General features: G+C 72.7%; 22 protein-coding genes. 16 read left to right on the top strand and 6 right to left on the bottom strand.

The annotated features are described in order from the left end of the window. Positions 1-102: 102 nt before the first annotated feature. Entirely contained in the window at positions 103-1,035 is a 933-nt protein-coding gene (locus ACFVX4_RS11065) for a DUF2510 domain-containing protein (protein WP_389974450.1), read from the top strand. Between the two features lie 27 nt (positions 1,036-1,062). Here ACFVX4_RS11065 and ACFVX4_RS11060 read toward each other — a convergent pair whose 3' ends face one another. After that, on the bottom strand, positions 1,063-2,265 hold the full coding sequence (locus ACFVX4_RS11060) for an amino acid deaminase/aldolase (protein WP_389974447.1): 1,203 nt from the start codon (positions 2,263-2,265) through the stop codon (positions 1,063-1,065). A gap of 461 nt (positions 2,266-2,726) precedes the next feature. Between ACFVX4_RS11060 and ACFVX4_RS11055 the strand changes: the two genes are divergently transcribed. Beyond that, positions 2,727-3,635 (top strand): hypothetical protein, encoded by a 909-nt coding sequence (locus tag ACFVX4_RS11055; RefSeq protein ID WP_389974844.1) that lies wholly within the window; start codon positions 2,727-2,729, stop codon positions 3,633-3,635. Then, positions 3,632-4,828 carry a type VII secretion-associated serine protease mycosin gene (gene mycP / locus ACFVX4_RS11050; protein ID WP_389974444.1) on the top strand — a complete coding sequence of 399 codons (1,197 nt, stop codon included), beginning with the start codon at positions 3,632-3,634 and terminating at the stop codon, positions 4,826-4,828. The genes ACFVX4_RS11055 and mycP overlap by 4 nt, the downstream gene beginning before the upstream one ends. A gap of 82 nt (positions 4,829-4,910) precedes the next feature. Here the strand turns inward: mycP and ACFVX4_RS11045 are convergent, their stop codons facing one another. Next, positions 4,911-5,624 carry a serine hydrolase gene (locus tag ACFVX4_RS11045; protein WP_389974441.1) on the bottom strand — a complete coding sequence of 238 codons (714 nt, stop codon included), beginning with the start codon at positions 5,622-5,624 and terminating at the stop codon, positions 4,911-4,913. Positions 5,625-5,746: 122 nt separating this feature from the next. On the opposite strand from ACFVX4_RS11045, the gene ACFVX4_RS11040 reads away from it, so the two are divergent. After that, positions 5,747-6,475 (top strand): SseB family protein, encoded by a 729-nt coding sequence (locus ACFVX4_RS11040; protein WP_389974438.1) that lies wholly within the window; start codon positions 5,747-5,749, stop codon positions 6,473-6,475. Positions 6,476-6,714: 239 nt separating this feature from the next. On the opposite strand, the gene ACFVX4_RS11035 is transcribed toward ACFVX4_RS11040, so the two are convergent. Beyond that, positions 6,715-7,077: a DUF1844 domain-containing protein gene (locus ACFVX4_RS11035; protein ID WP_266421723.1), complete on the bottom strand. Its 363-nt coding sequence runs from the start codon at positions 7,075-7,077 to the stop codon at positions 6,715-6,717. Positions 7,078-7,420: 343 nt separating this feature from the next. Here ACFVX4_RS11035 and infC point away from each other — a divergent pair, with 343 nt between their 5' ends. The 9 genes from infC to ACFVX4_RS10990 all read left to right on the top strand — a co-directional run bounded on the left by infC (position 7,421) and on the right by ACFVX4_RS10990 (position 17,324). Then, on the top strand, positions 7,421-8,119 hold the full coding sequence (gene infC / locus ACFVX4_RS11030; protein WP_389974435.1) for a translation initiation factor IF-3: 699 nt from the start codon (positions 7,421-7,423) through the stop codon (positions 8,117-8,119). Between the two features lie 121 nt (positions 8,120-8,240). Beyond that, on the top strand, positions 8,241-8,435 hold the full coding sequence (rpmI, locus tag ACFVX4_RS11025; protein WP_072484441.1) for a 50S ribosomal protein L35: 195 nt from the start codon (positions 8,241-8,243) through the stop codon (positions 8,433-8,435). 109 nt (positions 8,436-8,544) lie between these two features. Beyond that, positions 8,545-8,928, top strand: a complete 384-nt coding sequence (gene rplT / locus ACFVX4_RS11020) for a 50S ribosomal protein L20 (protein WP_072484442.1) — start codon at positions 8,545-8,547, stop codon at positions 8,926-8,928. A 125-nt stretch (positions 8,929-9,053) separates the two neighbouring features. Next, positions 9,054-9,884, top strand: a complete 831-nt coding sequence (locus ACFVX4_RS11015) for a TrmH family RNA methyltransferase (protein WP_389974432.1) — start codon at positions 9,054-9,056, stop codon at positions 9,882-9,884. Positions 9,885-9,987: 103 nt separating this feature from the next. Beyond that, positions 9,988-11,151 (top strand): ATP-binding protein, encoded by a 1,164-nt coding sequence (locus tag ACFVX4_RS11010; RefSeq protein WP_389974429.1) that lies wholly within the window; start codon positions 9,988-9,990, stop codon positions 11,149-11,151. A 145-nt stretch (positions 11,152-11,296) separates the two neighbouring features. Beyond that, a complete protein-coding gene (gene pheS, locus ACFVX4_RS11005) occupies positions 11,297-12,424 on the top strand; it encodes a phenylalanine--tRNA ligase subunit alpha (protein WP_389974426.1) in 1,128 nt (375 codons plus the stop codon). Then, on the top strand, positions 12,424-14,934 hold the full coding sequence (gene pheT, locus ACFVX4_RS11000; RefSeq protein ID WP_389974423.1) for a phenylalanine--tRNA ligase subunit beta: 2,511 nt from the start codon (positions 12,424-12,426) through the stop codon (positions 14,932-14,934). The genes pheS and pheT overlap by 1 nt, the downstream gene beginning before the upstream one ends. A 422-nt stretch (positions 14,935-15,356) precedes the next feature. After that, entirely contained in the window at positions 15,357-16,706 is a 1,350-nt protein-coding gene (locus ACFVX4_RS10995; RefSeq protein ID WP_389974420.1) for a transcriptional regulator, read from the top strand. An 87-nt stretch (positions 16,707-16,793) separates the two neighbouring features. Further along, a complete protein-coding gene (locus ACFVX4_RS10990; RefSeq protein WP_385326568.1) occupies positions 16,794-17,324 on the top strand; it encodes an NUDIX domain-containing protein in 531 nt (176 codons plus the stop codon). A gap of 72 nt (positions 17,325-17,396) precedes the next feature. On the opposite strand, the gene ACFVX4_RS10985 is transcribed toward ACFVX4_RS10990, so the two are convergent. Then, entirely contained in the window at positions 17,397-18,257 is an 861-nt protein-coding gene (locus ACFVX4_RS10985) for a 3-hydroxybutyryl-CoA dehydrogenase (protein ID WP_389974417.1), read from the bottom strand. 216 nt (positions 18,258-18,473) lie between these two features. Here ACFVX4_RS10985 and ACFVX4_RS10980 point away from each other — a divergent pair, with 216 nt between their 5' ends. Further along, positions 18,474-19,739, top strand: a complete 1,266-nt coding sequence (locus ACFVX4_RS10980; RefSeq protein WP_389974841.1) for a glycoside hydrolase family 10 protein — start codon at positions 18,474-18,476, stop codon at positions 19,737-19,739. Between the two features lie 134 nt (positions 19,740-19,873). Here the strand turns inward: ACFVX4_RS10980 and ACFVX4_RS10975 are convergent, their stop codons facing one another. Next, entirely contained in the window at positions 19,874-20,083 is a 210-nt protein-coding gene (locus tag ACFVX4_RS10975; protein WP_389974414.1) for a DUF1918 domain-containing protein, read from the bottom strand. An 85-nt stretch (positions 20,084-20,168) separates the two neighbouring features. Next, complete coding sequence (locus ACFVX4_RS10970) at positions 20,169-21,158, bottom strand: DMT family transporter (protein ID WP_389974411.1); 990 nt, start codon at positions 21,156-21,158, stop codon at positions 20,169-20,171. On the opposite strand from ACFVX4_RS10970, the gene ACFVX4_RS10965 reads away from it, so the two are divergent. Both ACFVX4_RS10965 and ACFVX4_RS10960 read left to right on the top strand, forming a co-directional pair. Continuing rightward, the gene (locus tag ACFVX4_RS10965) at positions 21,157-22,626 is read left to right on the top strand and encodes a PLP-dependent aminotransferase family protein (protein WP_389974408.1); all 1,470 of its coding nucleotides are present in this window, start codon (positions 21,157-21,159) and stop codon (positions 22,624-22,626) included. The two genes, ACFVX4_RS10970 and ACFVX4_RS10965, sit on opposite strands and share 2 nt — an antisense overlap. A gap of 146 nt (positions 22,627-22,772) precedes the next feature. Beyond that, positions 22,773-23,348: a histidine phosphatase family protein gene (locus tag ACFVX4_RS10960; RefSeq protein WP_389974406.1), complete on the top strand. Its 576-nt coding sequence runs from the start codon at positions 22,773-22,775 to the stop codon at positions 23,346-23,348. Positions 23,349-23,772 lie beyond the last annotated feature (424 nt).

Here is a 23,772-nt window from a genome sequence, read left to right as displayed (position 1 = left end):
CCCCTTCCCGGTCAAGGTCGACCATCAATGGTTGACCCCCACACCTTAAGTCTTCCGGCAATCGGCGGGTCAGGGCCGGTGAGCGAACCCTAGAGTGGGGGGATGAGCAACGCGACACCGCCCGGCTGGTACCCGGACGCCGCGACACCGGGCACCGACCGCTGGTGGGACGGCACGGCGTGGACCGCGCACACCCGTCCGGCCGCCCAGGCGTCCCAGGAGTTCGGTCCGCCCGAGCCGGTCGCCGCCGCATCCGGCGACGGCACCGCCGGGGGCGGGGGCGGCACCCGGATCGTCGCGCTCGCCGTTGCCGGGCTGGTCGTCGTCGGCGCGGCCGTCACCGGAGCCGTCCTACTGGGCAGGGACGAAAGCGGTACGCGGCCCGAGGCCGGACCGAGCAGCTCCGCTCCGCCGGCCACCGCCGCGACGGACACCCCGTCGCCCGGTGACTCACCGGCCGAGGACGACCCGAAAATCCTCGTCGACCAGCTCAACGGCATCACCCTGCCGATCCCCGACGGCTGGGAGAAACCCGGCAGGACCGTCGAAGCGGTCCTCACCATGCGCACCGTCGACTCCTACGACTGCCCCGGCAGCTCCTCCGCCTTCTGCTACCACGGCACGGTGACCAGCCGCATCGCGAGCGCCACGGACATCACCTCCGCCGAGGAGCTCGCCAAGCAGGACATCGCCACCGCCGCCGACAGCGCCTACGAGAAGAACACCGTCGGCGAGCGGATCCACGGCGGCATCACGTCCCACAAGCAGCTCGACTCCGCGACCGTGAGCGTCGCCGGGCGCGCCGGCTACCAGGTCCGCTGGCGCGTCGACACGGCCAAGGGGCCCGGCGGTTATGTGCAGTCGCTCGTCTTTCCGTCCACGATCGGCAGTGAATCGCTGATCATCGTCCGCTACGCCTTCGACGCGGGCCCCGACGGACCGCCGCTCTCGCTCATGGACACCATCACCAAGGGGATCCGGCGGATCGGCGACAGCGCGACGAGCGGTGGCGTGGGCAGCTCGATCGCGCCCTGACACGGGCCGCCCCGCTCAGACAGCCCCTCAGAGGAACGTACGGCCCTCGCCCCGGTACGTCGGCACGGCCGCGGTCACCCGGTCGCCCTCGATCAGCTGCAACTCGTCGAAGCGTTCGCACAGTTCACCGGCCTTCGCGTGCCGGAACCACACCTTGTCACCGATCAGCAGATCGTCGGCCGGGGCGCCGAGCAGCGGGGTCTGCACCTCGCCGGGCCCCTCCTGCGGGTCGTAGCGCAGTCCCTCCGGCAGATACGGGACGGGCAGCCGGTCCGGGCCCGCGGGGCCGGACGCCGGATAGCCGCCACCGAGGACCGTCACCACGCCCACACCCGGCCGGCGCACCACGGGATGGGCGAACAATGCCGCCGGACGGGCCGTGAACGACGTGTAGTTGTCGAACAGCCTCGGCACGTAGAGCCCCGACCCGGCCGCGATCTCGGTCACCGCGCGTTCGGCCGCGGTGTGCTGCACACTGCCCGTGCCGCCGCCGTTCACGAACTCCAGGTCCGGCGCCACCGCCCGTACCGCGCGCACCACCTCGGCCCGCCGGACGGCCAGTTCCCTGCGGCCCGCGGCCTGCATCAGCCGGACCGCCCGGGAGCGCAGCGGCCGGCCCGCGACCGAATCCCCGACCCCGGCGATATGACCCTCGTACGCCATCAGACCCACCAGCCGGAAACCCGGCCGCCGGGCCACCGAGCGTGCCAGTTCCGCCAGTTGGGCGGGGGAGCGCAGCGGTGAACGCAGGGCGCCGACCCTGACCCGGCCGCCGAGCAGCCGGAGCGAGGTGTCCAGCTCCAGGCAGACCCGTATCTCCTCGCGGCCACCCGCCCGCGCCGCGTCGATCAGCTCCAACTGCGCGTGGTCGTCGACCATCACCGTCACCGCCGCGGCCAGCTTCGGATCGGCGGCCAGCTCCGCGAAGGCGGCCCGGTCGGCCGACGGATAGGCCAGCAGCACGTCCTCGAACCCGGCCCGCGCCAGCCACAGCGACTCCGCCAGCGTGAACGACATGATCCCGGCGAAACCGGGCCGCGCCAGCACCCGCTCCAGCAGGGCCCGGCAGCGCACCGACTTGCTCGCCACCCGGATCGGCTTCCCGGCCGCCCGGCGGACGAGATCGTCGGCATTGGCGTCGAACGCGTCGAGATCGACGATGGCGATCGGGGCGTCCAGGTGGGCGGTGGCCCGGTTGTACCGGGTCCGGTCAGCGGCACGGGCAGTCATGGCGGCAGCTTGCCAGACGTCCGTACCGCTGGGTAGGGGGATGATCCGCGCAGATCGTCCGGGGCCGGGCGGCCCGCTCCCGCCAGGGGCGTTCCACCCCGTAGAGTGACGGCACGCGGCAACCAACGGACCTGCCTGTGACGTCGATCCGCGCACGGTACGGAATGGGACCAGGGGGGCGGATGAGTACCGAGGCGCAGCACGCTCCTGTCCCGCCCCGCCCCACGATCCCGCCGTCGGCGCCCCCGGCGCAGGACCCCCCTCCGGCTTCCGTGGGCACACCCGATCCGACGCGCCCGAGCACACCGCCGCCCGCGGCGGCCGCCCCGCCCGTGGAGACCACGGCGCGGCTCCGGCCCGTGCCCCCGGCCCCCGCCGTGCCCGCCACCGCCCCACCCGCCACCGCCCCGCCGCGCCCCGAACAGCCACCCGCGGCGACCCGCCGCCGGCCCGTCGGTGCCGTGGACCTCACCCCGCGCCCTGGAGCGGCCCCGCCACCGGCCGGGCCGGCCCACGTCCCGCACCCGTACCGGCAGCCGCAGCCGCAGCCGTACCGAGGTCCCCACCCCGAGACGCCCGCCGAGACCACCACCCGGCTGCGCCCGATCCGTACCCGTCACCCCGCCAGGACCGCGACCGCCGCGGCCTGTGTCGTGCTCGGGCTCGGACTGATCGGCGGCGCGGCCACCGGCGCCTGGCTCACCAGCGACTCCTCGGCCGACGCCGCCGCCCACAGCGCCTACACCGTGGGCCGCTCCGCCTGGCACAGCGTCCCCGTGGACACCCTCTTCCCCCGCACGCTGACCGGTGACGGAGCGGGCCCCGGCGGCGCCGACCGGATCTGGACCCGGATCGCCGTCGCCCCGGACGGCGGCTGCCGGGCGGCCCTGGACCCGCTGCTGGCCAGGACCCTCGGCCCGGTCGGCTGCGAGCGCCTGCTCCGTGCCACCTACACCGACGCCACCAGCAGCAGCGTCACCACGGTCGGGGTGATCTTCACCGAGGGCGACCCGGCGGCGATGAAGGCGCTGAGCACCCGCTTCACCGGCCAGCACCTCGGCCGGCGCACCGACCTGATGCCCCGCACCTACCCCGCCAAGGGCACGGTCGCCGCCGGGTTCGGCGACCGGCAGCGCGCCAGCTGGACCGTCCACGTACTGACCGAGGTGCCCGTCGTCGTCTTCGCCGTGTCCGGCTTCGCCGACGGACGGACCGTCACCGACCCGCAGCCCGTCGACCGGGCCATGGCCGCGGACGCCACGACGGCCGCCGCCCAGGCCGGGCTCGGCCACGAGGCCAAGGGCATCGCCGACCGGATCGAGCGCGGACTGCGCCGGACCGTCACCGACCTCACGGAGAAGCCGGAATGAGCCGCCGCAGCCGCCGTCACCGTGCCCTGGGCGCGGTCTGCGCCGCCACCGCGTTCACGCTCCTGCCCGCGGCACCGGCCGGGGCCGACGCCATCCGGGACCAGCAGTGGGGCCTCCAGACGCTCCACACCGACAAGGCGTGGCGGACCACCAAGGGCAGGGGAGTCACCGTCGCCGTCGTCGACACCGGGGTCGACGGCAGCCTTCCCGATCTGGCCGGCCAGGTACTGCCCGGCAAGGACATGATCGGCTTCGGGGCCCGCCGCGGTGACCGCTCCTGGGCCCGGCACGGCACCGCGATGGCGGGTATCATCGCTGGTCAAGGCCATGGGGCGGGGCGCGGCGACGGTGTGCTCGGCATCGCGCCCGAGGTGAAGATCCTCCCGGTGCGGGTGATCCTCGAAGCCTCCGACCCGGCCCGTGCCAAGGCCCGGGAGTCACGCGGCACGGCCCTCGCCGACGGCATCCGCTGGGCCGCCGACCACGGCGCCGATGTCATCAACCTCTCGCTCGGCGACGACAGCAAGTCCGCGCACCCCGAGCCCGGCGAGGACGCCGCCATCCAGTACGCGCTGAAGAAGGGGGCCGTCGTCGTGGCCTCCGCGGGCAACGGCGGCGAGAAGGGCGACCACATCTCGTACCCCGCCGCCTACCCCGGCGTGATCGCGGTCGCCGCCGTCGACCGGTACGGCACCCACGCCGCGTTCTCCACCCGCCGCTGGTACGCCACCGTCAGCGCCCCCGGGGTCGACATCGTCGTCGCCGCGCCCGACCACCAGTACTACGTGGAGTGGGGCACCTCCGCCGCCTCCGCGTTCGTCTCGGGCGCGGTCGCGCTGGTCCGCGCCGCGCACCCCGGACTGACGCCCGCCCAGATCAAGAAGCTCCTCACGGACACGGCCCGCAGCGCCCCGGCAGTCGGCCGCGACGACGCCCGGGGGTACGGCATCGTCGACCCCGCCGCGGCGATCGAGGCCGGAGCCGCGCTCCGCCCCGCCGGTCTGCGTGCCGAATCCGCCGGGACCGGCTACCGGAAGCGGTACTTCGGCGCCGGCCCCACCCCCGAGCGCCACGAAAGCAGCCCGGCGGGCTGGCTCGCCGCAGGCGCGGGCGGCCTCGGAGCGGTGCTGCTCGCCCTGGCCGTGGTGCTCTGGCGCGGCAGGGGCCGAGGTCCGGCCGCCGTACGGGGCTGAACGCGGCCCCAGGGGCTCTCGTCCGGATCAGGGAGCGGGGTCCGGTCCCTGGTCCGGCCTCACCCGAACGAAAGGCGCCGGCTCACCGCGCGGCGCCGAGCACACCCACCGCGGCCCTCGCCACCGACTCGACCAGCGCGATCCCCGACTCCTTCGTCCCGTGCCCGTCCGAGAGCACCGCCAGCAGACAGGTGCGCGCGCCGGTCCGGACCCGCCCGATGCTGTTGATGTCCCACAGCCCGGTCGTCGTCCGTGGCATCCACCCGTTCTTCAGGGCACAGTCGCTGCCCGCCGCCGACACACCCCACCGCTGACCGGCCTCGACCCGCTCCATCAGCGCCCGCAGATACGCACGCGAGTCCTCGCCCAGCTCCGAATCCGTGCCGAACACCGCGCGCAGCAGCGTCAGCCGGTCAGCCGCCGTGGTCCGGGTCAGTCCCCAGGCGTGCGCCGCCGTCGTCCCGGTCAGGCCCAGGCGCGCATTGGCCGCGTCGAGCGCCGCCGGACCGCCGATGGCCCGCAACAGCGCGGTGGCGGAGGCGTTGTCGCTCCGCTCGATCACGGCGGTGGCACGGTCGCGCTCGACGGCGGTGAGCGCGCGCCGCTCGTCCTGGGCGATGAGCAGCAGTGCCGCGACCATGTCGACCTTGACGACGCTGGCGGTGTCGAACGCGCCGTCCCCGTAGACCGCCCGAGCCCCGTTCCCGGTGTCCAGCACGGCGACCGACACCCTCGCGCCACCCGCGTAAGGCGGCAGCGGCTCCACCGCCGCGGCCAGTGCCGTGTCGAGATCCACCGGCGGCTCCTCGCTCTTCGTCACCCGTCGTCACCGGGACCGACGATACGGACCCGGCCGCGGAGACCGGCCGACGCCGACCTGTCGGCAGGGCGGGAAAACCCAGGCACTAGGCTCGCCCTGTGGCGCAGAAGAACATTCCGGACCCCGGATACTCCGACGACGACGGCACGGCCGACCCGGCACTGACCGAGGCGCTGGCCGCCTGGGCCGAGGACCGCAAGGCCGTCGGCCCGGTACTCGAAGCCCTCAAGGGCACCCGGCTCCTGGTCCCGGTCGTCGCGGTACTGGGGGAGGTGGAGGAGGACGAGAACGGGCTGCGCCGCGAGAAGACCAGCGACATGGCCGTCCCCACCCTCCAGGCGGGGGACCGCCGCGCCCTGCCCGCCTTCACCTCGACCGCCTCGCTGGCCCTCTGGGATCCGCAGGCACGCCCCGTCGCCGTACCCCTGCACCAGGCGCTGCAGGCCGCCGCGCACGAGAAGGCGGACACGGTCGTCCTCGATCTCGCAGGCCCGGTCGCGTTCGAGCTGACCGGCTCCGCACTGCTCGCCCTCGCCGAGGGCCGCACCAGCGCCGACCCGCTGGACGACCCCGCGGTCACCTCGGCGGTACGGACCGCGGTCGCCGCCGAGCCCGCGGTGCTCCGGGCCCACCTCGGCCCCGGCCGGGCCGACGGCACCCTCGCCCTGGTCCTCGCACCCGGCGCGGACCAGGGCGAAGCGGCCCGCCGGGTCGCGGAGCTGCTGGCAGCCGACGAGGTCCTGCGCGCCCGCCTGGTACGCGGCCTCGACCTGGCACTGCTGCCGGCCGACGCCGCCGCGCCCGGTGAGCCCCTGTTCACGCGCTGAACGCCGAGAGCCCCCTGCCCGGGACGGGGCGGGGGGCTCTCACGCTCGTGGGAACGGAACAGACGGGTGGGGCTCAGAGGCTGTCGGGTGACCTCCAATCGGGCAGCCACGGTCTGGCACGCACGCTTCCCGCGTTGCCGAAATATCCTAGTAGCTCCGCTAAGAGGACATCCCGGCGCCTTGGAATCGCACGCACCAGACCGCGTCCGCTTTCCGATCGGAGGTCACCCGACAGCCTCTCAGCCGAAGACCGGGCCGGTGTACTTCTCGCCGGGGCCCTGACCGGGCTCGTCCGGTACCAGCGACGCCTCGCGGAACGCGAGCTGCAGCGACTTCAGGCCGTCCCGCAGCGGGGCCGCGTGGAAGGAGCTGATCTCGGTGGCGCTGCCGTCCAGCAGACCGGCCAGCGCGTGCACCAGCTTGCGGGCCTCGTCGAGGTCCTTGTGCTCGTCGCCGTCCTCGGTCAGCCCGAGCTTCACGGCGGCGGCGCTCATCAGATTGACCGCGACCGTCACGATCACCTCGACCGCGGGCACCTCCGCGATGTCGCGGGCCATGTCGTCGAAGCCGGGGGAATCACTGGTGGGGGTCGCGTCACTCATGCGCCATACGATAGGCCCACGCCGATGCCGCCCCGCCCGCGGGAGCGGTGCGGGGACAGCCGGTTAGCATACGCCCGGGGGAGCTGCTAACCTTGTGTAACGACCGGCTGGGCAGCTATGTGCCCGGCCCACAAGTGGAGGCTCCGATCTCCCACCTGGCTGTCCTTCAGGACGGCGGGTCATCCGGTCAGGCGGTGACCATCGTTCCGTACGGACGATGGGACCGCCCGATGCGCCCCGCGGTTGACCGCGGTGGTTCCGGTTGTTCCAGGAGCCCCGCCTGTGTCCCGTCCGGGGCATTTTTATTGCACTGGTGCGGTTGGTCTCACGAAACAGACGTTACGTGGCTGCCCGCCAGGCGGCCGCGTGGTGCTACCGAGGAGGATCCATCAGCGCCGAGCCCCGCATCAACGACCGGATTCGCGTTCCCGAGGTGCGACTTGTCGGTCCCAGCGGCGAGCAGGTCGGGATTGTTCCGCTTGCCAAGGCCCTGGAACTCGCACAGGAGTACGACCTCGACCTGGTCGAGGTGGCGGCGACCGCCCGTCCGCCCGTGTGCAAGCTCATGGACTACGGGAAGTTCAAGTACGAGTCGGCCATGAAGGCCCGTGAGGCGCGCAAGAACCAGGCGCACACGGTCATCAAGGAGATGAAGCTCCGGCCGAAGATCGACCCGCACGACTATGACACCAAGAAGGGTCACGTCGTCCGGTTCCTCAAGCAGGGCGACAAGGTCAAGATCACGATCATGTTCCGTGGTCGTGAGCAGTCCCGCCCGGAGCTGGGCTTCCGACTGCTCCAGCGTCTGGCTTCGGACGTGGAGGAACTCGGCTTCATCGAGTCCAACCCGAAGCAGGACGGCCGGAACATGATCATGGTTCTGGGCCCGCACAAGAAGAAGACCGAAGCCATGGCCGAGGCCCGCGAGGCCCAGGCCGCCCGCAAGGCGGGGCGTCAGGGTTCCACCCCCGACGCCGAGGCCGCGGACGAGGCTGCTGAAGCGCAGCCCGAGGCTCCGGCCGAGACACCTTCCGAGGCGTGACCTCAGGGGGCCGCCATCCAGGCGGCCCCGGGTCTCCCCGGAATTCCCACCAAGATCTGACGCCCCTGCTGCCCGGTGCCCGCACCGCGAGGGGCGCCACTGACGAGGAGAGAACGGCGCGATGCCGAAGAACAAGACGCACAGCGGTGCCAGCAAGCGCTTCAAGATCACCGGCTCCGGCAAGGTGCTCCGTGAGCGTGCAGGCAAGCGCCACCTTCTTGAGCACAAGTCGTCCAAGAAGACCCGCTCGCTGACCGGCACGGTCGTAGTGGCTCCGTCCGACGCCAAGAAGATCAAGAAGCTTCTCGGCAAGTGAGTCCGCGGCCCGCGGTGAACCCGTGGGCGGCGCACTCGACTCAGACCGGGACCAATTCGTTTCCGGGCCGTGTGAGTCCAACCACGGCCCCGCTACAAGGAGTTAAAAAGTGGCACGCGTCAAGCGGGCAGTAAACGCTCACAAGAAGCGCCGGGCAATCCTCGAGCAGGCCAGCGGTTACCGGGGCCAGCGCTCCCGCCTGTACCGCAAGGCGAAGGAGCAGGTCACCCACTCCCTCGTCTACAACTACAACGACCGCAAGAAGCGCAAGGGCGACTTCCGTCAGCTGTGGATCCAGCGCATCAACGCCGCTGCCCGCCAGAACGGCATGACGTACAACCGCCTCATCCAGGGTCTGAAGGCCGCCAACATCGAGGTGGACCGCAAGATCCTGGCCGAGCTCGCGGTCAACGACAGCAACGCGTTCGCCGCCCTCGTCGAGGTTGCCCAGAAGGCCCTCCCGAGCGACGTCAACGCCCCGAAGGCCGCCTGATCCAGGTCGCACTTCCTGTCTTCTGAGCCGGACCCGCAGGCGCTCGCCGTCTGCGGGTCCGGTGCGTTGCACGACATGTTCCGTACGTCCGTCACCTCCGTACGCAGAGAGGCTCGCCGCCGACCATGGGCACCCCCGAACTGATCTCCCCGCGATCGCCGCGCGTCACCGCCGCCCGGCGGCTGGCCAAGCGCAACTTCCGCGGCAAGGAGCGCAGGTTCATCGCCGAGGGGCCGCAGGCCGTGCGCGAGGCCGCCGAGCACCGCGGCAGCGACGGCGAGCCGACACTGATCGAGCTGTTCGCCACCGTCGAGGCGGCCGAGCGGTACGCCGACATCGTCGCCGCCGCCCACGCGGCCGGCGCCCGGGTGCACCTCGCCGACGGCGAAGTGCTCGCCGATGTGTCGCAGACCGTCACCCCGCAGGGCCTGATCGGCGTCTGCCGCTTCCTCGACACCCCGTTCGACGCGATCCTCGCCGCGAAGCCGAAGCTCGTCGCCGTCCTCGCCCACGTACGCGACCCCGGCAACGCCGGTACGGTGCTGCGCTGCGCCGACGCGGCGGGCGCCGACGCCGTCGTGCTCACCGATGCCTCGGTGGACCTCTACAACCCCAAGTCGGTCCGGGCCTCGGTCGGTTCGCTCTTCCACCTCCCGGTCGCCGTCGGCGTCCCGGTCGAGCAGGCCGTGCGGGGGCTGCGGGCGGCGGGCGTACGGATCCTGGCCGCCGACGGCGCGGGCGACGACGACCTCGACGACGAGCTCGACGCGGGCACCATGGGCGGTCCGACCGCCTGGGTCTTCGGCAACGAGGCCTGGGGCCTGCCGGAGGAGACCCGGGCGCTGGCCGACGCCGTCGTACGCGTTCCCATCCACGGCAAGGCGGAGAGCCTCAACCTCGCGACGGCGGCGGCCGTCTGCCTGTACGCCTCCGCGAGGGCCCAGCGCCCGAGGTGACCGCGGCCCCGCGCCACCGCAGGGTGTCGCTCCGTCACCGACGACTAGTAGGGTGGCGAACTCGGGGGCCCACTGCACCGGTTCGAGAGGTGGGGTACGGGATATGGCTGTCGGCATGAGCAGGCCGCGCGAGACACATGCGGCCGTCGTGCGCGCCCGTGAACCCTCCGGCACGGTCGGTGGACCGGACGGGAGCGGGGAGCTCGGTGCCGTCGACATGAGTGTCGATCCCGACGACCTGCCCGACGGACTGGTCGTCGCCGACGAGACCGGTCGGGTCATCTGCTTCAACTCCGCCGCCGCCCGGATCACCGCGGTGCCCCGGGCCGCCGCCCTCGGCCGCTCCCTGGAGCACGCGCTGCCGTTGGAGGACCTCAAGGGCCGCCGCTGGTGGACCTTGACCGATCCCTACGGCGGCCTCGCCACCCGGGTCGGCCAGCCCGAGCGCAATCTGCTGCTGCCCGGCGGCCGGGAGGTCCTGGTCTCCGCCCGCTACGTGCGCGAGCACCCGACCGGCCCGGTGCGCCGCGTGGTGATCTCGCTGCGCGGCACCGAGGCCCGCCGCCGCAACGAGCGCAGCCACGCCGAGCTGATCGCGACGGTCGCCCATGAGCTGCGCTCCCCGCTGACCTCCGTCAAGGGCTTCACCGCGACCCTCCTCGCCAAATGGGAGCGGTTCACCGACGACCAGAAGCGCCTGATGCTGGAGACGGTCGACGCCGACGCGGGCCGCGTCACCCGGCTCATCGCCGAGCTGCTCGACATCTCCCGGATCGACTCAGGACGCCTGGAGCTGCGGCGCCAGCCCGTGGACCTCTCCGCCGCCGTCGAACGTCACATCCAGGCCCTCACCGCGAGCGGCCAGACCCCCGACCGCTTCCTCGTCCGCACCTGCCAGCCGCTCCCCGCGGTCTGGGCCGACCCGGACAAGGTCGACCAGGTGCTGGGCAACCTGCTGGAAAACGCGGTGCGCCACGGCGAGGGAACCGTCACCATTGAAGTCGCACCCGCACCCGCGAAGAGCGACGAGAAGGGAACGGCCGTCACCGTGAGCGACGAGGGCCCCGGCATCCCCGAGGAGTCGATGGGCCGTGTCTTCACCCGCTTCTGGCGGGGAAGCAAGCGCGGCGGTACGGGCCTGGGCCTCTACATCGTCAAGGGCATCGTCGAGGCGCACGGCGGCACGATCACGGTCGGCCGCGGTCCCGGCGGCGGCGCGGAGTTCCGATTTATTCTGCCCGTGAGCGCGCCGGCCTACCTGGTCTGAGCGGCCCACGGGCCTCCCACACATCCTGTGGCCCTTAGACTCGACCTTTGGCACCTTTGCGTCCTCCAGTCGTCGATCGGGGCCATGGGGGTCCGGGGCATTCCCCGGTAAGCGCAGTATCAGCCAATCGGAAGCACGGGAAGAGATGTCGGCACCGAACAAGTCGTACGACCCAGTCGAGGTCGAGGCACTGAAACCGGAAGAGATCGAGCGCATGCGGGACGAGGCGTTCGCCGCCTTCGCCGCCGCCGGTGACCTCGACGCGCTCGCCCAGGCGAAGACCGCGCACACCGGTGGTACCTCGCCGCTGTCGCTCGCCAACCGCGAGATCGGCGCACTGCCGCCGCAGGCCAAGGCCGAGGCCGGCAAGCGCGTGGGCCAGGCCCGCGGCGCCGTCTCCAAGGCCCTCGCCGCCCGTCAGGCGGAGCTGGAGGCCGAGCGGGACGCCCGTGTGCTGGTCGAGGAGGCGGTGGACGTCACGCTGCCCTACGACCGCACCCCGGCAGGTGCCCGCCACCCGCTGACGACCATCATGGAGCGCGTCGCGGACGTCTTCGTCGCCATGGGCTACGAGGTCGCCGAGGGCCCCGAGGTCGAGGCGGAGTGGTTCAACTTCGACGCCCTGAACTTCGTGCCCGACCACCCGGCCCGGCAGATGCAGGACACCTTCTTCGTCCAGGGCGCCGACGGTGCCAGGAACGACGAGTCCGGTGTCGTGCTGCGTACCCACACCTCGCCGGTCCAGGCCCGCTCCCTGCTCGACCGCGAGCCGCCGGTCTACGTCGTCTGCCCCGGCCGCGTCTACCGCACCGACGAGCTCGACGCCACGCACACCCCGGTCTTCCACCAGATCGAGCTGCTGGCCGTCGACGAGGGCCTCACCATGGCCGACCTCAAGGGCACCCTCGACCACATGGTCCAGGCGCTCTTCGGCCCGGACATGAAGACCCGGCTGCGGCCGAACTTCTTCCCGTTCACCGAGCCGTCCGCCGAGATGGACATGGTCTGCTTCGTCTGCCGCGGCGCGTCCGTCGGTAACCCGGACCGCCCCTGCCGCACCTGTGGCAGCGAGGGCTGGATCGAGCTCGGCGGCTGCGGCATGGTCAACCCCAAGGTGCTCATCGCCTGCGGCGTCGACCCCCAGAAGTACAGCGGATTCGCCTTCGGGTTCGGCATCGAACGGATGCTGATGTTCCGCCACAACGTAGAAGACATGCGAGACATGGTCGAGGGTGACGTCCGGTTCACCCGGCCGTTCGGGATGGAGATCTGATGCGCGTCCCGCTTTCCTGGCTGCGGGAGTACGTCGACCTGCCGGCGACGGAGACCGGCCGTGACGTACAGGCCAAGCTCGTCGACGTGGGTCTGGAGGTCGAGACCGTCGAGCAGATCGGCGCCGGCCTCAAGGGCCCGCTGGTCGTCGGACAGGTGCTGACCATCGAGGAGCTGGAGGGCTTCAAGAAGCCCATCCGCTTCTGCACAGTCGACGTCGGCGACGCCAACGGCACCGGCGAGCCGCAGGAAATCGTCTGCGGCGCCCGTAACTTCGCCGTCGGCGACAAGGTCGTCGTGGTCCTCCCGGGCGCCGTGCTGCCCGGTGACTTCGCGATCGCCGCACGCAAGACGTACGGCAGGACCTCGCACGGCATGATCTGCTCCACCGACGAGCTGGGCATGGGCGACGACGGCACGCACGGCATCATCGTGCTGCCGCCGGAGCACGAGGCCGGTACCGACGCGATCGAGCTGCTCCAGCTCGTCGACGAGGTCCTCGACATCGCCGTCACGCCCGACCGCGGCTACTGCCTCTCCATGCGCGGCGTCGCCCGCGAGACCGCCATCGCGTACGGCCTGCCGCTGCGCGACCCGGCGCTCCTGGACGTGCCCGCGCCGAACGCGTACGGCTACCCGGTCAAGGTCTCCGACCCGTTCGGCTGCGACCGCTTCACCGCGCGCACCGTCGTCGGTCTGCAGCCCGAGGCCCGGTCCCCGATCTGGATGCAGCGCCGGCTCCAGAAGGCCGGGATGCGGCCGATCTCGCTCGCCGTCGACGTCACCAACTACGTGATGCTCGAACTCGGCCAGCCGCTGCACGCCTACGACCGGACCCGGATCGACGGCCCGATCGGGGTGCGCCGCGCCGAGCAGGGCGAGAAGCTCACCACGCTGGACGGCACGGTCCGCGTCCTGGACGCCGCCGACCTCGTCATCACCGACAACCGCGGGCCGATCGGCCTGGCGGGCGTCATGGGCGGTGCCAACACGGAGATCGCGGACGCCGCCGAAGGCACGCACACCACCGAGGTCGTCATCGAGGCGGCGCACTTCGACGCGATCTCGATCGCCCGGACCGCGCGCCGCCACAAGCTGTCCTCCGAGGCCTCCAAGCGCTTCGAGCGCGGCGTCGACCCGCAGGCCGCGGCAGCCGCCGCGCAGCGCACCGTCGACCTGCTGGTGTTGCTCGCCGGCGGCACCGCCGAGGCCGGGGTCACCGAGGTCAGCGCACCGTCCGCGCCCCGCACCATCGCGATGCCCGCGAACCACCCCGACCGGGTGGCCGGTGTCGCGTACGGCCGCGAGACCGTCGTACGCCGCCTCCAGGAGGTCGGCTGCGACGTCTACGGGCAGGACGAGCTGATCGTCACCGTGCCGTCCTGGCGCCCCGACCTCGGCGAGCCGAACGACCTCGCCGAAGAGGTCATCCGGCTGGAGGGTTACGAGAACCTCCCGTCCACGCTCCCGACCCCGCCGTCCGGCCGCGGGCTCACCGACCACCAGCGGCTGTACCGCAGGGTCGGCCGGGCGCTCGCCGGAGCCGGCTACGTCGAGGCGCTGAACTACCCGTTCATCGGCGACGCCGTCCTCGACCAGCTCGGGCTCGACGCCGACGACGCCCGCCGCCGTACCGTCAAGCTCGTCAACCCGCTCTCCGACGAGGAGCCGGCGCTGCGCACCACGCTGCTGCCGGGCCTGCTCGGCGCACTGCGGCGCAACGACGGCCGCGGCAGCCACGACCTCGCGCTCTTCGAGACCGGCCTGGTCTTCAGGCCGACCGGCACCGAGACCAGGGCCGTCCGGCTGCCCGTCGACCGCCGTCCCACCGACGAGGAGATCGCCGGGCTCGACGCCTCGCTGCCGCGTCAGCCGCGCCGCGCCGCAGTCGTCCTCGCGGGCGCCCGCGAGCAGGCCGGCTGGTGGGGCAAGGGCCGCCTGGCCGACTGGGCGGACTCCGTCGAGGCCGCCCGCACGATCGCCCGTGAGGCCGGTGTCGAGGTGACCGTCCGCAGCGACCGGCACGCGCCGTGGCACCCGGGCCGGTGCGCCGCGCTGTACGTCACGGTGAACGGCGAGGAGACCCTCTTCGGGCACGCCGGTGAGCTGCACCCGCGGGTCGTCAAGGACCTCCATCTGCCCGAGCGCACCTGTGCCATGGAGGTCGAGCTCGACGTCCTGGAGCAGGCCGTCGACGGTCCGCTCCAGGCGCCCCGGATCTCCACCTTCCCGGTGGCGACCCAGGACGTCGCGCTGATCGTCGCGGAGAACGTACCGGCCGCCGATGTGGAGCGGGCGCTGCGCGAGGGCGCGGGCGAACTGCTCGAATCGGTGCGGCTGTTCGATGTCTTCACCGGTGAGCAGATCGGTGCGGGCCGCAAGTCCCTGGCGTACGCGCTGCGCTTCCGTGCGGCGGACCGCACGCTGACCGTCGACGAGGCTTCGGCCGCGCGCGACGCGGCGGTGGCCCTCGCCGCGGAGCGGACGGGCGCGGTGCTGCGGGGCGCATAGCGTTTCGCGGGAACACGGCGAGGAGGGGCGCATCCGGTGACCGGGTGCGCCCCTCCCGCATGCTCGCCGAGCGGCGAGGACCGCACCCGGGCCCCGGCGCGGCCCGGGTGAACCCGGCTCCGAGCCGACCCCGCAGCCACCCTCCGATCCGTGGGCAGTGGGTCGTGCGATCCGGCGCCGTCCGCGCTGCCACGGAGTGTCGGGCAGGTCGGCAGAGCGGACGGCGCGGGTGCGGGTCGTCGTGCTGTACGAGGGGGAGCAGACGACCCGTCCGCCTCTTGCGAGACGACTGATTCAACCGATCCGCGCGCCGGTGCAACAGGGTGCGCAGCGGGACGGTTCGGGCATTGCGTTCACACCCCGTGCGAATCGTGCTCCACTGGTGCGACACGCCTCGGCGTGCCGAACCACCGGAGGGGCGCATGGGGGCAACGGAGCCCAACATTCTGCTGGCTGCCCTGATCGAGGAGGCGGGTGTCTCCCGGGCGGGCCTTGCCGCGCACATCAACCGGGCCGGCCGCTCCCGCGGGCTGTGCCTGCGGTACGAACACACCGCGGTGGCCCGCTGGTTGAAGGGGCAGCGTCCGCGAGGCCAGGTGCCCGACCTGATCTGTGAAGTGCTCGGCGACCGGCTGAGCAGGCCCCTCTCGCTGGACGACATCGGCATGGCCACCCCGGGCACCGGCTCGCCCGTGCCCGCCTCCTCGCTCACCGGCTTCGTCGAGCGGGCCACCGCGCTGTGGCGCTCCGACGAAGGGCAGCGCCCGCAGACCCTCGTCCCGGCCGCCGTCACCGGCACCGCGGCGGTGATGCCCGTCTGGGAGTGGGAGAACCCGCCGGAGGACGCCGATGTCTCGCGCGGTGGACCGACCCGCGTCTGCATGGCCGACATAGTGACCCTGCGCGCGGCCCGTGCCCACTACGAACTGATGTACCGCCGGGCAGGCGGAATCGCGACCCGATCCCGCATCGTCGGCTTCCTCAACGCCGAGACCGCCCCGTTGCTGCGCGGCGGCTACAGCGACGCGATGGGCCGCCGGCTGCACCGGGCGGCGGGCGGTCTGGTGGCGGTCGCGGGGATCTGCGCCTACGACTCCGACGCGCACGGGCTCGCCCAGCGCTACTTCCACCAGGCGCTGCGGCTGGCCAAGGCGAGCGGGGACAGGGGGTTCGGCGGCTATGTGATCGCGCTGCTGGTCAACCAGTCGCTCCTCCTCGCCGACTACCGGCAGTCCGTGGCCTTCGCCCAGGCGGCGCTGCGGGCCGCCGGAGGCCACATCAGCCCCGCGCTCGCCGCCGACCTGTACGCGATGCAGGCCAAGGCGTACGCCCGCCTCGGCGACGCGGGCGGCGCCCGGGAGTGCATCCGGCGCGCCGAGTCGGAGGCCGAGCGCATCAGACCGGGCCATGAACCGGACGAGACGGGGTACGTCCAGCCGGGCCTGGTCGATGTGCAGGTGGCCGAGGCCCTGCTCGGCATCGGCGATCTGCCGGCGGCCAGGGAACACGCGGTGAAGGCCGTACGGATCCCGGCGCACGACCGGGGCCGGGTGCACCGGCTGGCCATGCTGACCCATGTCGAGCTGCGCCAGGGCGAGGCGGACCGGGCGGCGGCCACGGCCGCGGAGATGGCGGAGCGGGCCAGGGGCATGGAGTCGCGGCGGCTGCGCGACCGGCTGCGTGCCGTGCGCGAGGATCTGGTCGCGAGCGGCTGCGCCGACGCGGGGCGGGCCGCAGAACTGATCGACGGAGCGTTGCGCGTACCGCTGTGAGTGCGTACCCGGGAGGACCGGTGCGTTCCGTTCCGGTCCCGCTCCTGCTGCGATGTTGCCACCTACTTGTCGGAAGGTGGCAGAAACGTGCAATGGGCGAATCTGAACGAACAAACTGTGTACGAGAACCGCTGGTTCCGGGTCAATCTGGCGGACGTGGTCATCCCTGACGGCCGCCATCTCGACCACTACCTCATCCGGCTCCGCCCCGTCGCGGCGGCCACCGCCGTCAACGAGGCCGATGAGGTGCTCCTGCTCTGGCGGCACCGGTTCATCACGGACAGCTGGGGCTGGGAGCTCGCCGCGGGCGTCGTCGAGGACGGCGAGGACATCGCGGCCGCCGCCGCCCGGGAGATGGAGGAGGAGACCGGCTGGCGCCCCGGGCCGCTGCACCCGCTGCTGACCGTGGAGCCGTCGAACGGCCTCACCGATGCCCGGCACCACCTCTACTGGTCCGAGGAGGCCGCCTGGACCGGCGCGCCCAGCGACGCCTTCGAGTCCTCACGCCGCGAGTGGATACCGCTCAAGCTGGTGCCCGAGATGATCGCCCGCGGCGAGGTCCCGGCCGCCGGCATGGCCGCCGGGCTGATGATGCTCCGCCACTTACGGCTGGGGTGAGGCACCGCGAACCGCGTACGGGGCCGGTCCGGGGATCGCCCGGACCGGCCCCGTACGGGCACGAAGGAAGGATCAGGAGTACGGGTAGAAGCCCGAGCCGGTCTTGCGGCCGAGCCGGCCCGCGTCCACCATGCGCTGGAGCAGCGGGGGAGCGGCGTACAGCGGCTCCTTGAACTCCGCGTACATCGAGTCGGCGACCGAGGCCACCGTGTCGAGACCGATCAGATCGGAGAGCTTGAGCGGGCCCATGGGGTGGGCGCAGCCGAGCTCCATGCCGTTGTCGATGTCCTCACGGCTGGCGATCCCCGACTCGAACATCCGGATCGCGGAGAGCAGATACGGAATCAGCAGCGCGTTGACGACGAAGCCGGAGCGGTCCTGGGCGCGGATCGGGTGCTTGCCGAGCACGTCCTGCACCAGGGCCTCGGCGCGCTTCACCGTCTCGTCGGACGTCGTCAGCGCGGGGATCAGCTCGACGAGCTTCTGCACCGGCGCGGGGTTGAAGAAGTGGATACCGATGACCCTGTCCGGGCGGGAGGTCGCCACGGCCAGCTTCACCAGCGGGATGGAGGAGGTGTTCGAGGCGAGGATCGCGTCCTGCCGGGTCACTACCTGGTCGAGCACCTGGAAGATCTCGGTCTTGACCTGCTCGTTCTCCACGACGGCCTCGATGACGAGATCGCGGTCGGCGAATTCGCCCAGGTCCGTGGTGAAGCTCAGCCGAGCGAGTGTCTCGTCGCGCTCCTCGGGAGTGATCTTGCCGCGCTCGGCGGCCTTCGAGAGGGAGTTGTGCAGCCGGGTGCGGCCGATCTCCAACGCCTCGCCGGTGGTCTCGGCCACCATGACCTCGAGACCGCTGCGGGCGCACACCTCCGCGATGCCCGCGCCCATCTGGCCACAGCCCACCACTCCGACGCGTGCAATGTCGGCCATAGAGTCCGTCACCTCGTGCCTTTCGCTGTTCTGCGTGTCGCAGGTTCCCGTCTGATTCCGGTGCCCGCCCCGACCCCCCGACGTTACTCCGCGACCTACGGGTCATCGTGGGCCGGGGCGGGCATGCTCTGCGTTACGCCCGGATACCGGGGTGACGGATGTGGACAGAGAGACGGCAGGTGCAGCGAAATGCGGCAAATGGCCCGAAGAGGCTTTGTGGCGGGTGCGGCCGGGGTGGTTGCGGGGGTGGTGAGCACCGTCACCGCGGCCGGTGACGCGGCCGCGGTTCCGCCCCGGCGGACCGGTGCCGGGCGGACCGGCACACCGGCGCGCCCGGGTGCTCGCCATGTGGCACGGCGCGAACTGCGCGGCATCTGGGTCGCCACCGTCGCCAACGTCGACTGGCCCTCGGCGCCCGGCCTGACGCCGGCCGCCCAGCGGGCCGAGCTGATCGCGTACCTCGACGAGGCCGTGGCCCGGCGGCTGAACACCGTGATCCTCCAGGTCCGGCCGACCGCCGACGCGCTGTGGCCCTCGCCCTACGAACCGTGGTCCCAGTACCTCACCGGCGTCCAGGGCAAGGACCCCGGCTGGGATCCGCTGGGCACCGCGGTGAGCGAGGCGCACCGTCGCGGCCTGGAGCTGCACGCCTGGTTCAACCCGTACCGGGTCGCCAACCACACCGACCCGTCCCGGCTGGCCGCCACCCACCCGGCCCGACTGCACCCCGACTGGGTCCTGCCGTACGGCGGGAAGCTCTACTACAACCCCGGGATCCCCGAGGTCCGCCGCTTCGTCCAGGACGCGATGCTGGACGCGGTCCGCCGCTACGACATCGACGCCGTGCACTGGGACGACTACTTCTACCCGTACCCGGTGGCCGGGCAGGTCTTCGACGACGACGCCGCGTACGCCAAGTACGGCGCGGGTTTCCCGGACAAGGCCGCCTGGCGGCGCGACAACACCGACAAGCTGGTGCGCGAGACCGCCGAGCGGATCAAGAAGATCAAGAAGAACGTCCAGTTCGGGATCAGCCCGTTCGGGGTGTGGCGCAACGCCGCGACCGACCCGCTCGGCTCCGACACCAAGGCGGGGGTGCAGACCTACGACGATCTGTACGCCGACACCCGCGGCTGGGTCAGGAAGGGCTGGATCGACTACATCTGCCCGCAGGTCTACTGGAACATCGGCTTCGCCGCCGCCGACTACGCCAAGCTCGTGCCCTGGTGGAGCGAGGCCGTGCGCGGCACGGGCGTCGACCTGTTCGTGGGGGAGGCGCTCTACAAGGCCGGTGACCCCGCCCAGCCCGCCGCCTGGCAGGACCCGGCCGAACTCTCCCGGCACCTCGACTTCGCCGCCGGGTACGACCAGGTGCGCGGTCACGTCTACTTCTCCGGGAAGGACGTGGTCACGGACCGGATCGGGGCCATGGACCGGGTGGTGGGCGACCACTATCGCAACCGGGTGCGCCCACCGCGCTGACACGGAAAGGTGCGCCCACCCCGCCGGGTCAAGAACGCGGAGTGGGCGCGAGAGGTGTCGGGGGCGGGCTGCCGGGAACCGGCCGGCCCGCCCGCGGCCCGGAGGCGAAGAGCAGTGCCGTCCGCCGGAGGCCGCTACGGAGTCGGGGGCTGTTTCCGGATGTCGGTGTGCTGTACGACGCTGTCGGGACCGGGTGCAATCAGGTGTTCGTGTCCGTCGTCGGAGCGCACGCGGTACGGGGGAGCACCCCCGGCCCCGAGCACTTCGACGATCTCTGCGACCTTGTCGTGCTGGCCCACGGTCCTGCCGTGCGTCACCAGCCGGTCGCCCGTGTGTGCCTCCATCGGGACTGACCTCCTCACGGATGGCGGTCCATGTCGACAAGTCTATGACCGAAAGGCGACTTCGCCCGGTGGAGCGGGCGGGTCCTCACCGCGGACGCCGGGCACGCCCCGCCCGCTGGGTGGCCGCGATGCAGACGAGCACCGCGAGTGCCGCCGCCGGCGCCGCGGCCGAGACCGTCTCGCCGAGCAGGAAGAACGACCAGACCAGGGTCAGCAACGGCTGCGCGAGCTGGAGCTGGCTGGCCCGCGGCACCCCGATCTCCGCCATCCCGCGGTACCAGACGTACAGGCCGAGGAAGGTCGAGCCGGCCGCCACCCAGATCAGACCGATCACCCCGTGCGCGGTCAGCCGCACCGGCTCGGCCGGCAACGCGACCGCCGCTCCCGCCACCGCGAGCGGCAGACAGAGCACCAGCGCCCAGCCGACCACCTGCCAGCCCGGCATGACCCGGGCCAGCCTGCCGCCCTCCGTGTACCCCGCCGCGCACACCAGCAGCGCGCCGAACAGGTACAGATCGCCGCCGGACAGCTCACCCCCGCTCTGTTGCACGGTGAACACGATCACCACGGCGGCGCCGGCCAGCGCCGCGACCCAGAAGGCGCGGGGCGGTCGCGCTCCCGTACGCAGCGAGGAGAACACCGCGGTGGTCAGCGGCAGCAGCCCCACGACCACGGCTGCGTGCGAGGTCGTCGAGGTCTGCAGCGCCAGCGTGGTCAGCAGCGGGAAGCCGATCACCACACCCGCGGCGACGACGACGAGCCCGGCCCGGTGCCGTCGGTCCGGCAGCGCGACGCGTCCCAGCAGCAGCGCACTGCCCGCGATCACCGCGGCGAGCAGGGTGCGCAGCGCCACCAGCGACCAGGGGCCGAAGCTCTCCAGGCCCCAGGCCGTGGAAGGAAAGGTCAGGGAGAAGGCGAGGACACCGAGCCCGGCGAGAACGGCGCCGCGGTTCCCCTCGCGGCCGGTGCCGTGGCCCGTCCCGCTCCCGGCCGCACTGCCGGCCCCGCTGTCGATGCCGACGGAGGATCCGACCGCTATCGTGCCGTTGTTGGTAGCGCTATCCTTGGCTCTCATGCAAGAGCGTAGCAGTGTCGCCGACCTCGTCGGATCGCTCCGGAGTGAGGTGAACCGCTACTCACCCGGTGGAAAGCTGCCATCGAGTCGAGCCCTCGTGGAGCGCTTCCGGGTCAGCCCCGTCACCGTCTCCCGGGCCATCGCCCAGCTCGTCGCCGAGGGTCTGGTGGTCACCAGGCCCGGCTCCGGGGCCTTCCGGGCGCAACCCCGCGCCGATGTGCCCCCGCCGGGCGACACCTCCTGGCAGGAGGTCTCCCTCAGCGGCGACGGCGGCCCTGAAGTGGTGCCGCGCACCGTCGACGCCTCCGGGGTCCTGGTCACGCTCGCCGCACCGCCGCCCGGCGTCATCGAGCTGAACGGCGGCTACCTCCACCCCTCGCTCCAACCGGAGCGGGCGCTCGCCGCCGCCCTCGCGCGGGCCGGCCGCCGCCCCGGTGCCTGGGGCCGGCCACCCACCGACGGCCTGACCGAACTGCGGTCCTGGTTCGCCCGGGAGATCGGGCCCGCGTTCACCGCCGCCGACGTGCTGATCACCGCGGGCGGCCAGAGCGCCCTGGCCACCGCACTGCGCGCCCTCGCCCCGCCCGGCGCCCCGCTGCTGGTCGAGTCACCCACCTACCCCGGCATGCTGGCGGTCGCCCGTGCCGCCGGACTGCGGCCCGTGCCGGTGCCCATGGATGCCGACGGCGTACGGCCGGAGCTGCTCGACGCGGCCTTCCGCGCGACCGGCGCCCGCGTCTTCGTCTGCCAGCCGCTCTTCCAGAACCCGACCGGCGCGGTCCTCGCCCCCGAACGCCGCGCCGAGGTCGTCCGGATCGCCCGTGCGGCGGGCGCCTTCGTCATCGAGGACGACTTCGCGCGCCGGCTGGTCCACGACGACGCCGGGCCGCTGCCCGCACCCCTGGCGGCCGACGATCCGGACGGGGTGGTCGTCCACGTCTGCTCCCTCACCAAGATCGCCTCGCCGAGCCTGCGGGTGGGGGCGCTCGCCGCCCGCGGGCCGGTACTGGGCCGGCTGCGGGCCATCCAGGTCGTCGACAGCTTCTTCGTTCCCCGGCCGCTCCAGGAGTCCGCGCTCGAACTCGTCGGATCCCCGGCCTGGGGCCGCCATCTGCGGTCGGTGTCGACCGGGCTGAGGAACCGCCGCACCGCCATGACGACGGCCCTGAGCCTGGAACTGCCCGCCCTCACGGTCCCGCACATCCCCGTCGGCGGCGGCAGTCTGTGGTTGCGCCTGCCCGAAGCGGAGGCCGGTACGGACGAGTCCGCGGTGGTCTCGGCCGCCCTGCGCGCGGGTGTCGCCATCGCACCCGGCCGCCCGTACTTCTGCGCGGAACCCCCGGCCCCGCAGATCCGGTTGAGCTACTCCGCGGTCGCCGGGTCGGCCGAGATCGCCGAGGGGATCCGTCGGCTGCGCACCGCCTGCGACGAAGTCCTGACCGGTTCCGGGGGCGGCCTCCGGCCCTGACCCGGGCTGCCCGCGCGGTCCCTGAGAAGGCCGCTTCAAGCCAATCGGGGGCAGGCGCCGCGGGATCCGCCCCGGGCCGGGACGGGACGGCAGGACTCGTGAAGGCCCTCTTGACCGGAAGGGTGTTCGGATCCACGATCACCGCCATGACTTCCAGAGTCTCGTTGGTCGCCGCGGCACGCAGCTCCGCCGTGTTCGCCGAGCGGTTCGACGACGACCGGCCGCTGGACCACACCGGTCTGTACGAGGTCCGGCTCGCCGCGCCCGCCCTCATGCCTCTGGGCGCCGCCGAGCTGCGCTACTGCTCGCCGACCCCGCGCAGCCGCGCGACCGGCGACGCGCTCGGCTTCGCCCCGCTCGTCCAACCCGCCCTGCGCGACTGCGACATGGGCCGCTGGCGCGGCTGCACCCTCGCCGACGTCACGGCATGCGAGCCCGCGGCGGTCGACGCCTGGTTCGCGGACCCGCGCTCCGCCCCGCACGGCGGTGAACCGCTGCTCGCGTTCATTTCGCGGATAGGGGGCTGGCTGGACACCCGCCCCGCATGCGAGGGCGCCATCGTCGCCGTCGCCGAACCGGCGGTCGTCCGGGCCGCGCTCGTCTACGCGCTCAAGGCCCCGCCGTCGTCGTACTGGAGTGTGGACGTCGGGCCGCTCTCCACGGTCACGCTCACCGGTGTGCCGGGCCGCTGGAGTCTCAGGCTCGAAGCTGGAGTCCGCTGAAGTTCCTGGAGAACTTTCCGGCGAATTTCCGGGAGTACGGGGAACCGGGCGCGGCGGTCGCCGTACCTATCGGCGGTTCCGTGGTCTGCCTTCGGGGCGGTCGGCCGGACGGCGCCCCCGTCCGGCCCCGGGAGCGGACGGCCCTGGTCAGCGTCCGGTGAGCGAACAACGGCGACCGCTCGACGCCACCCGTCCTCGCCGGCCGGGGCCTCGCGGGCCTCGCCGCCCCGGTCGCCGCGCACTGGCCGGAATTCGCCGCGGCGGGCCCGGCGCCGACGTACGACGACCGGCACCGGGTCCGCAGGAGGGGGGGGCAGGACCTCCCGGCTCGCTACGCAGCACCCCCACCAGGCGCGCAGTGCACAGCTCGTTCTGGTGTGCCTCGCTTGTCTCTTCTACATATCCCACGACACCGCCGCTGAGA

This window comes from Streptomyces sp. NPDC058240, from assembly GCF_042882135.1.
GTDB lineage: Bacteria > Actinomycetota > Actinomycetes > Streptomycetales > Streptomycetaceae > Streptomyces.
The sequence above is the reverse complement of the archived record's forward strand: the minus strand, read 5'-3'. Positions and strand labels throughout refer to the sequence as shown.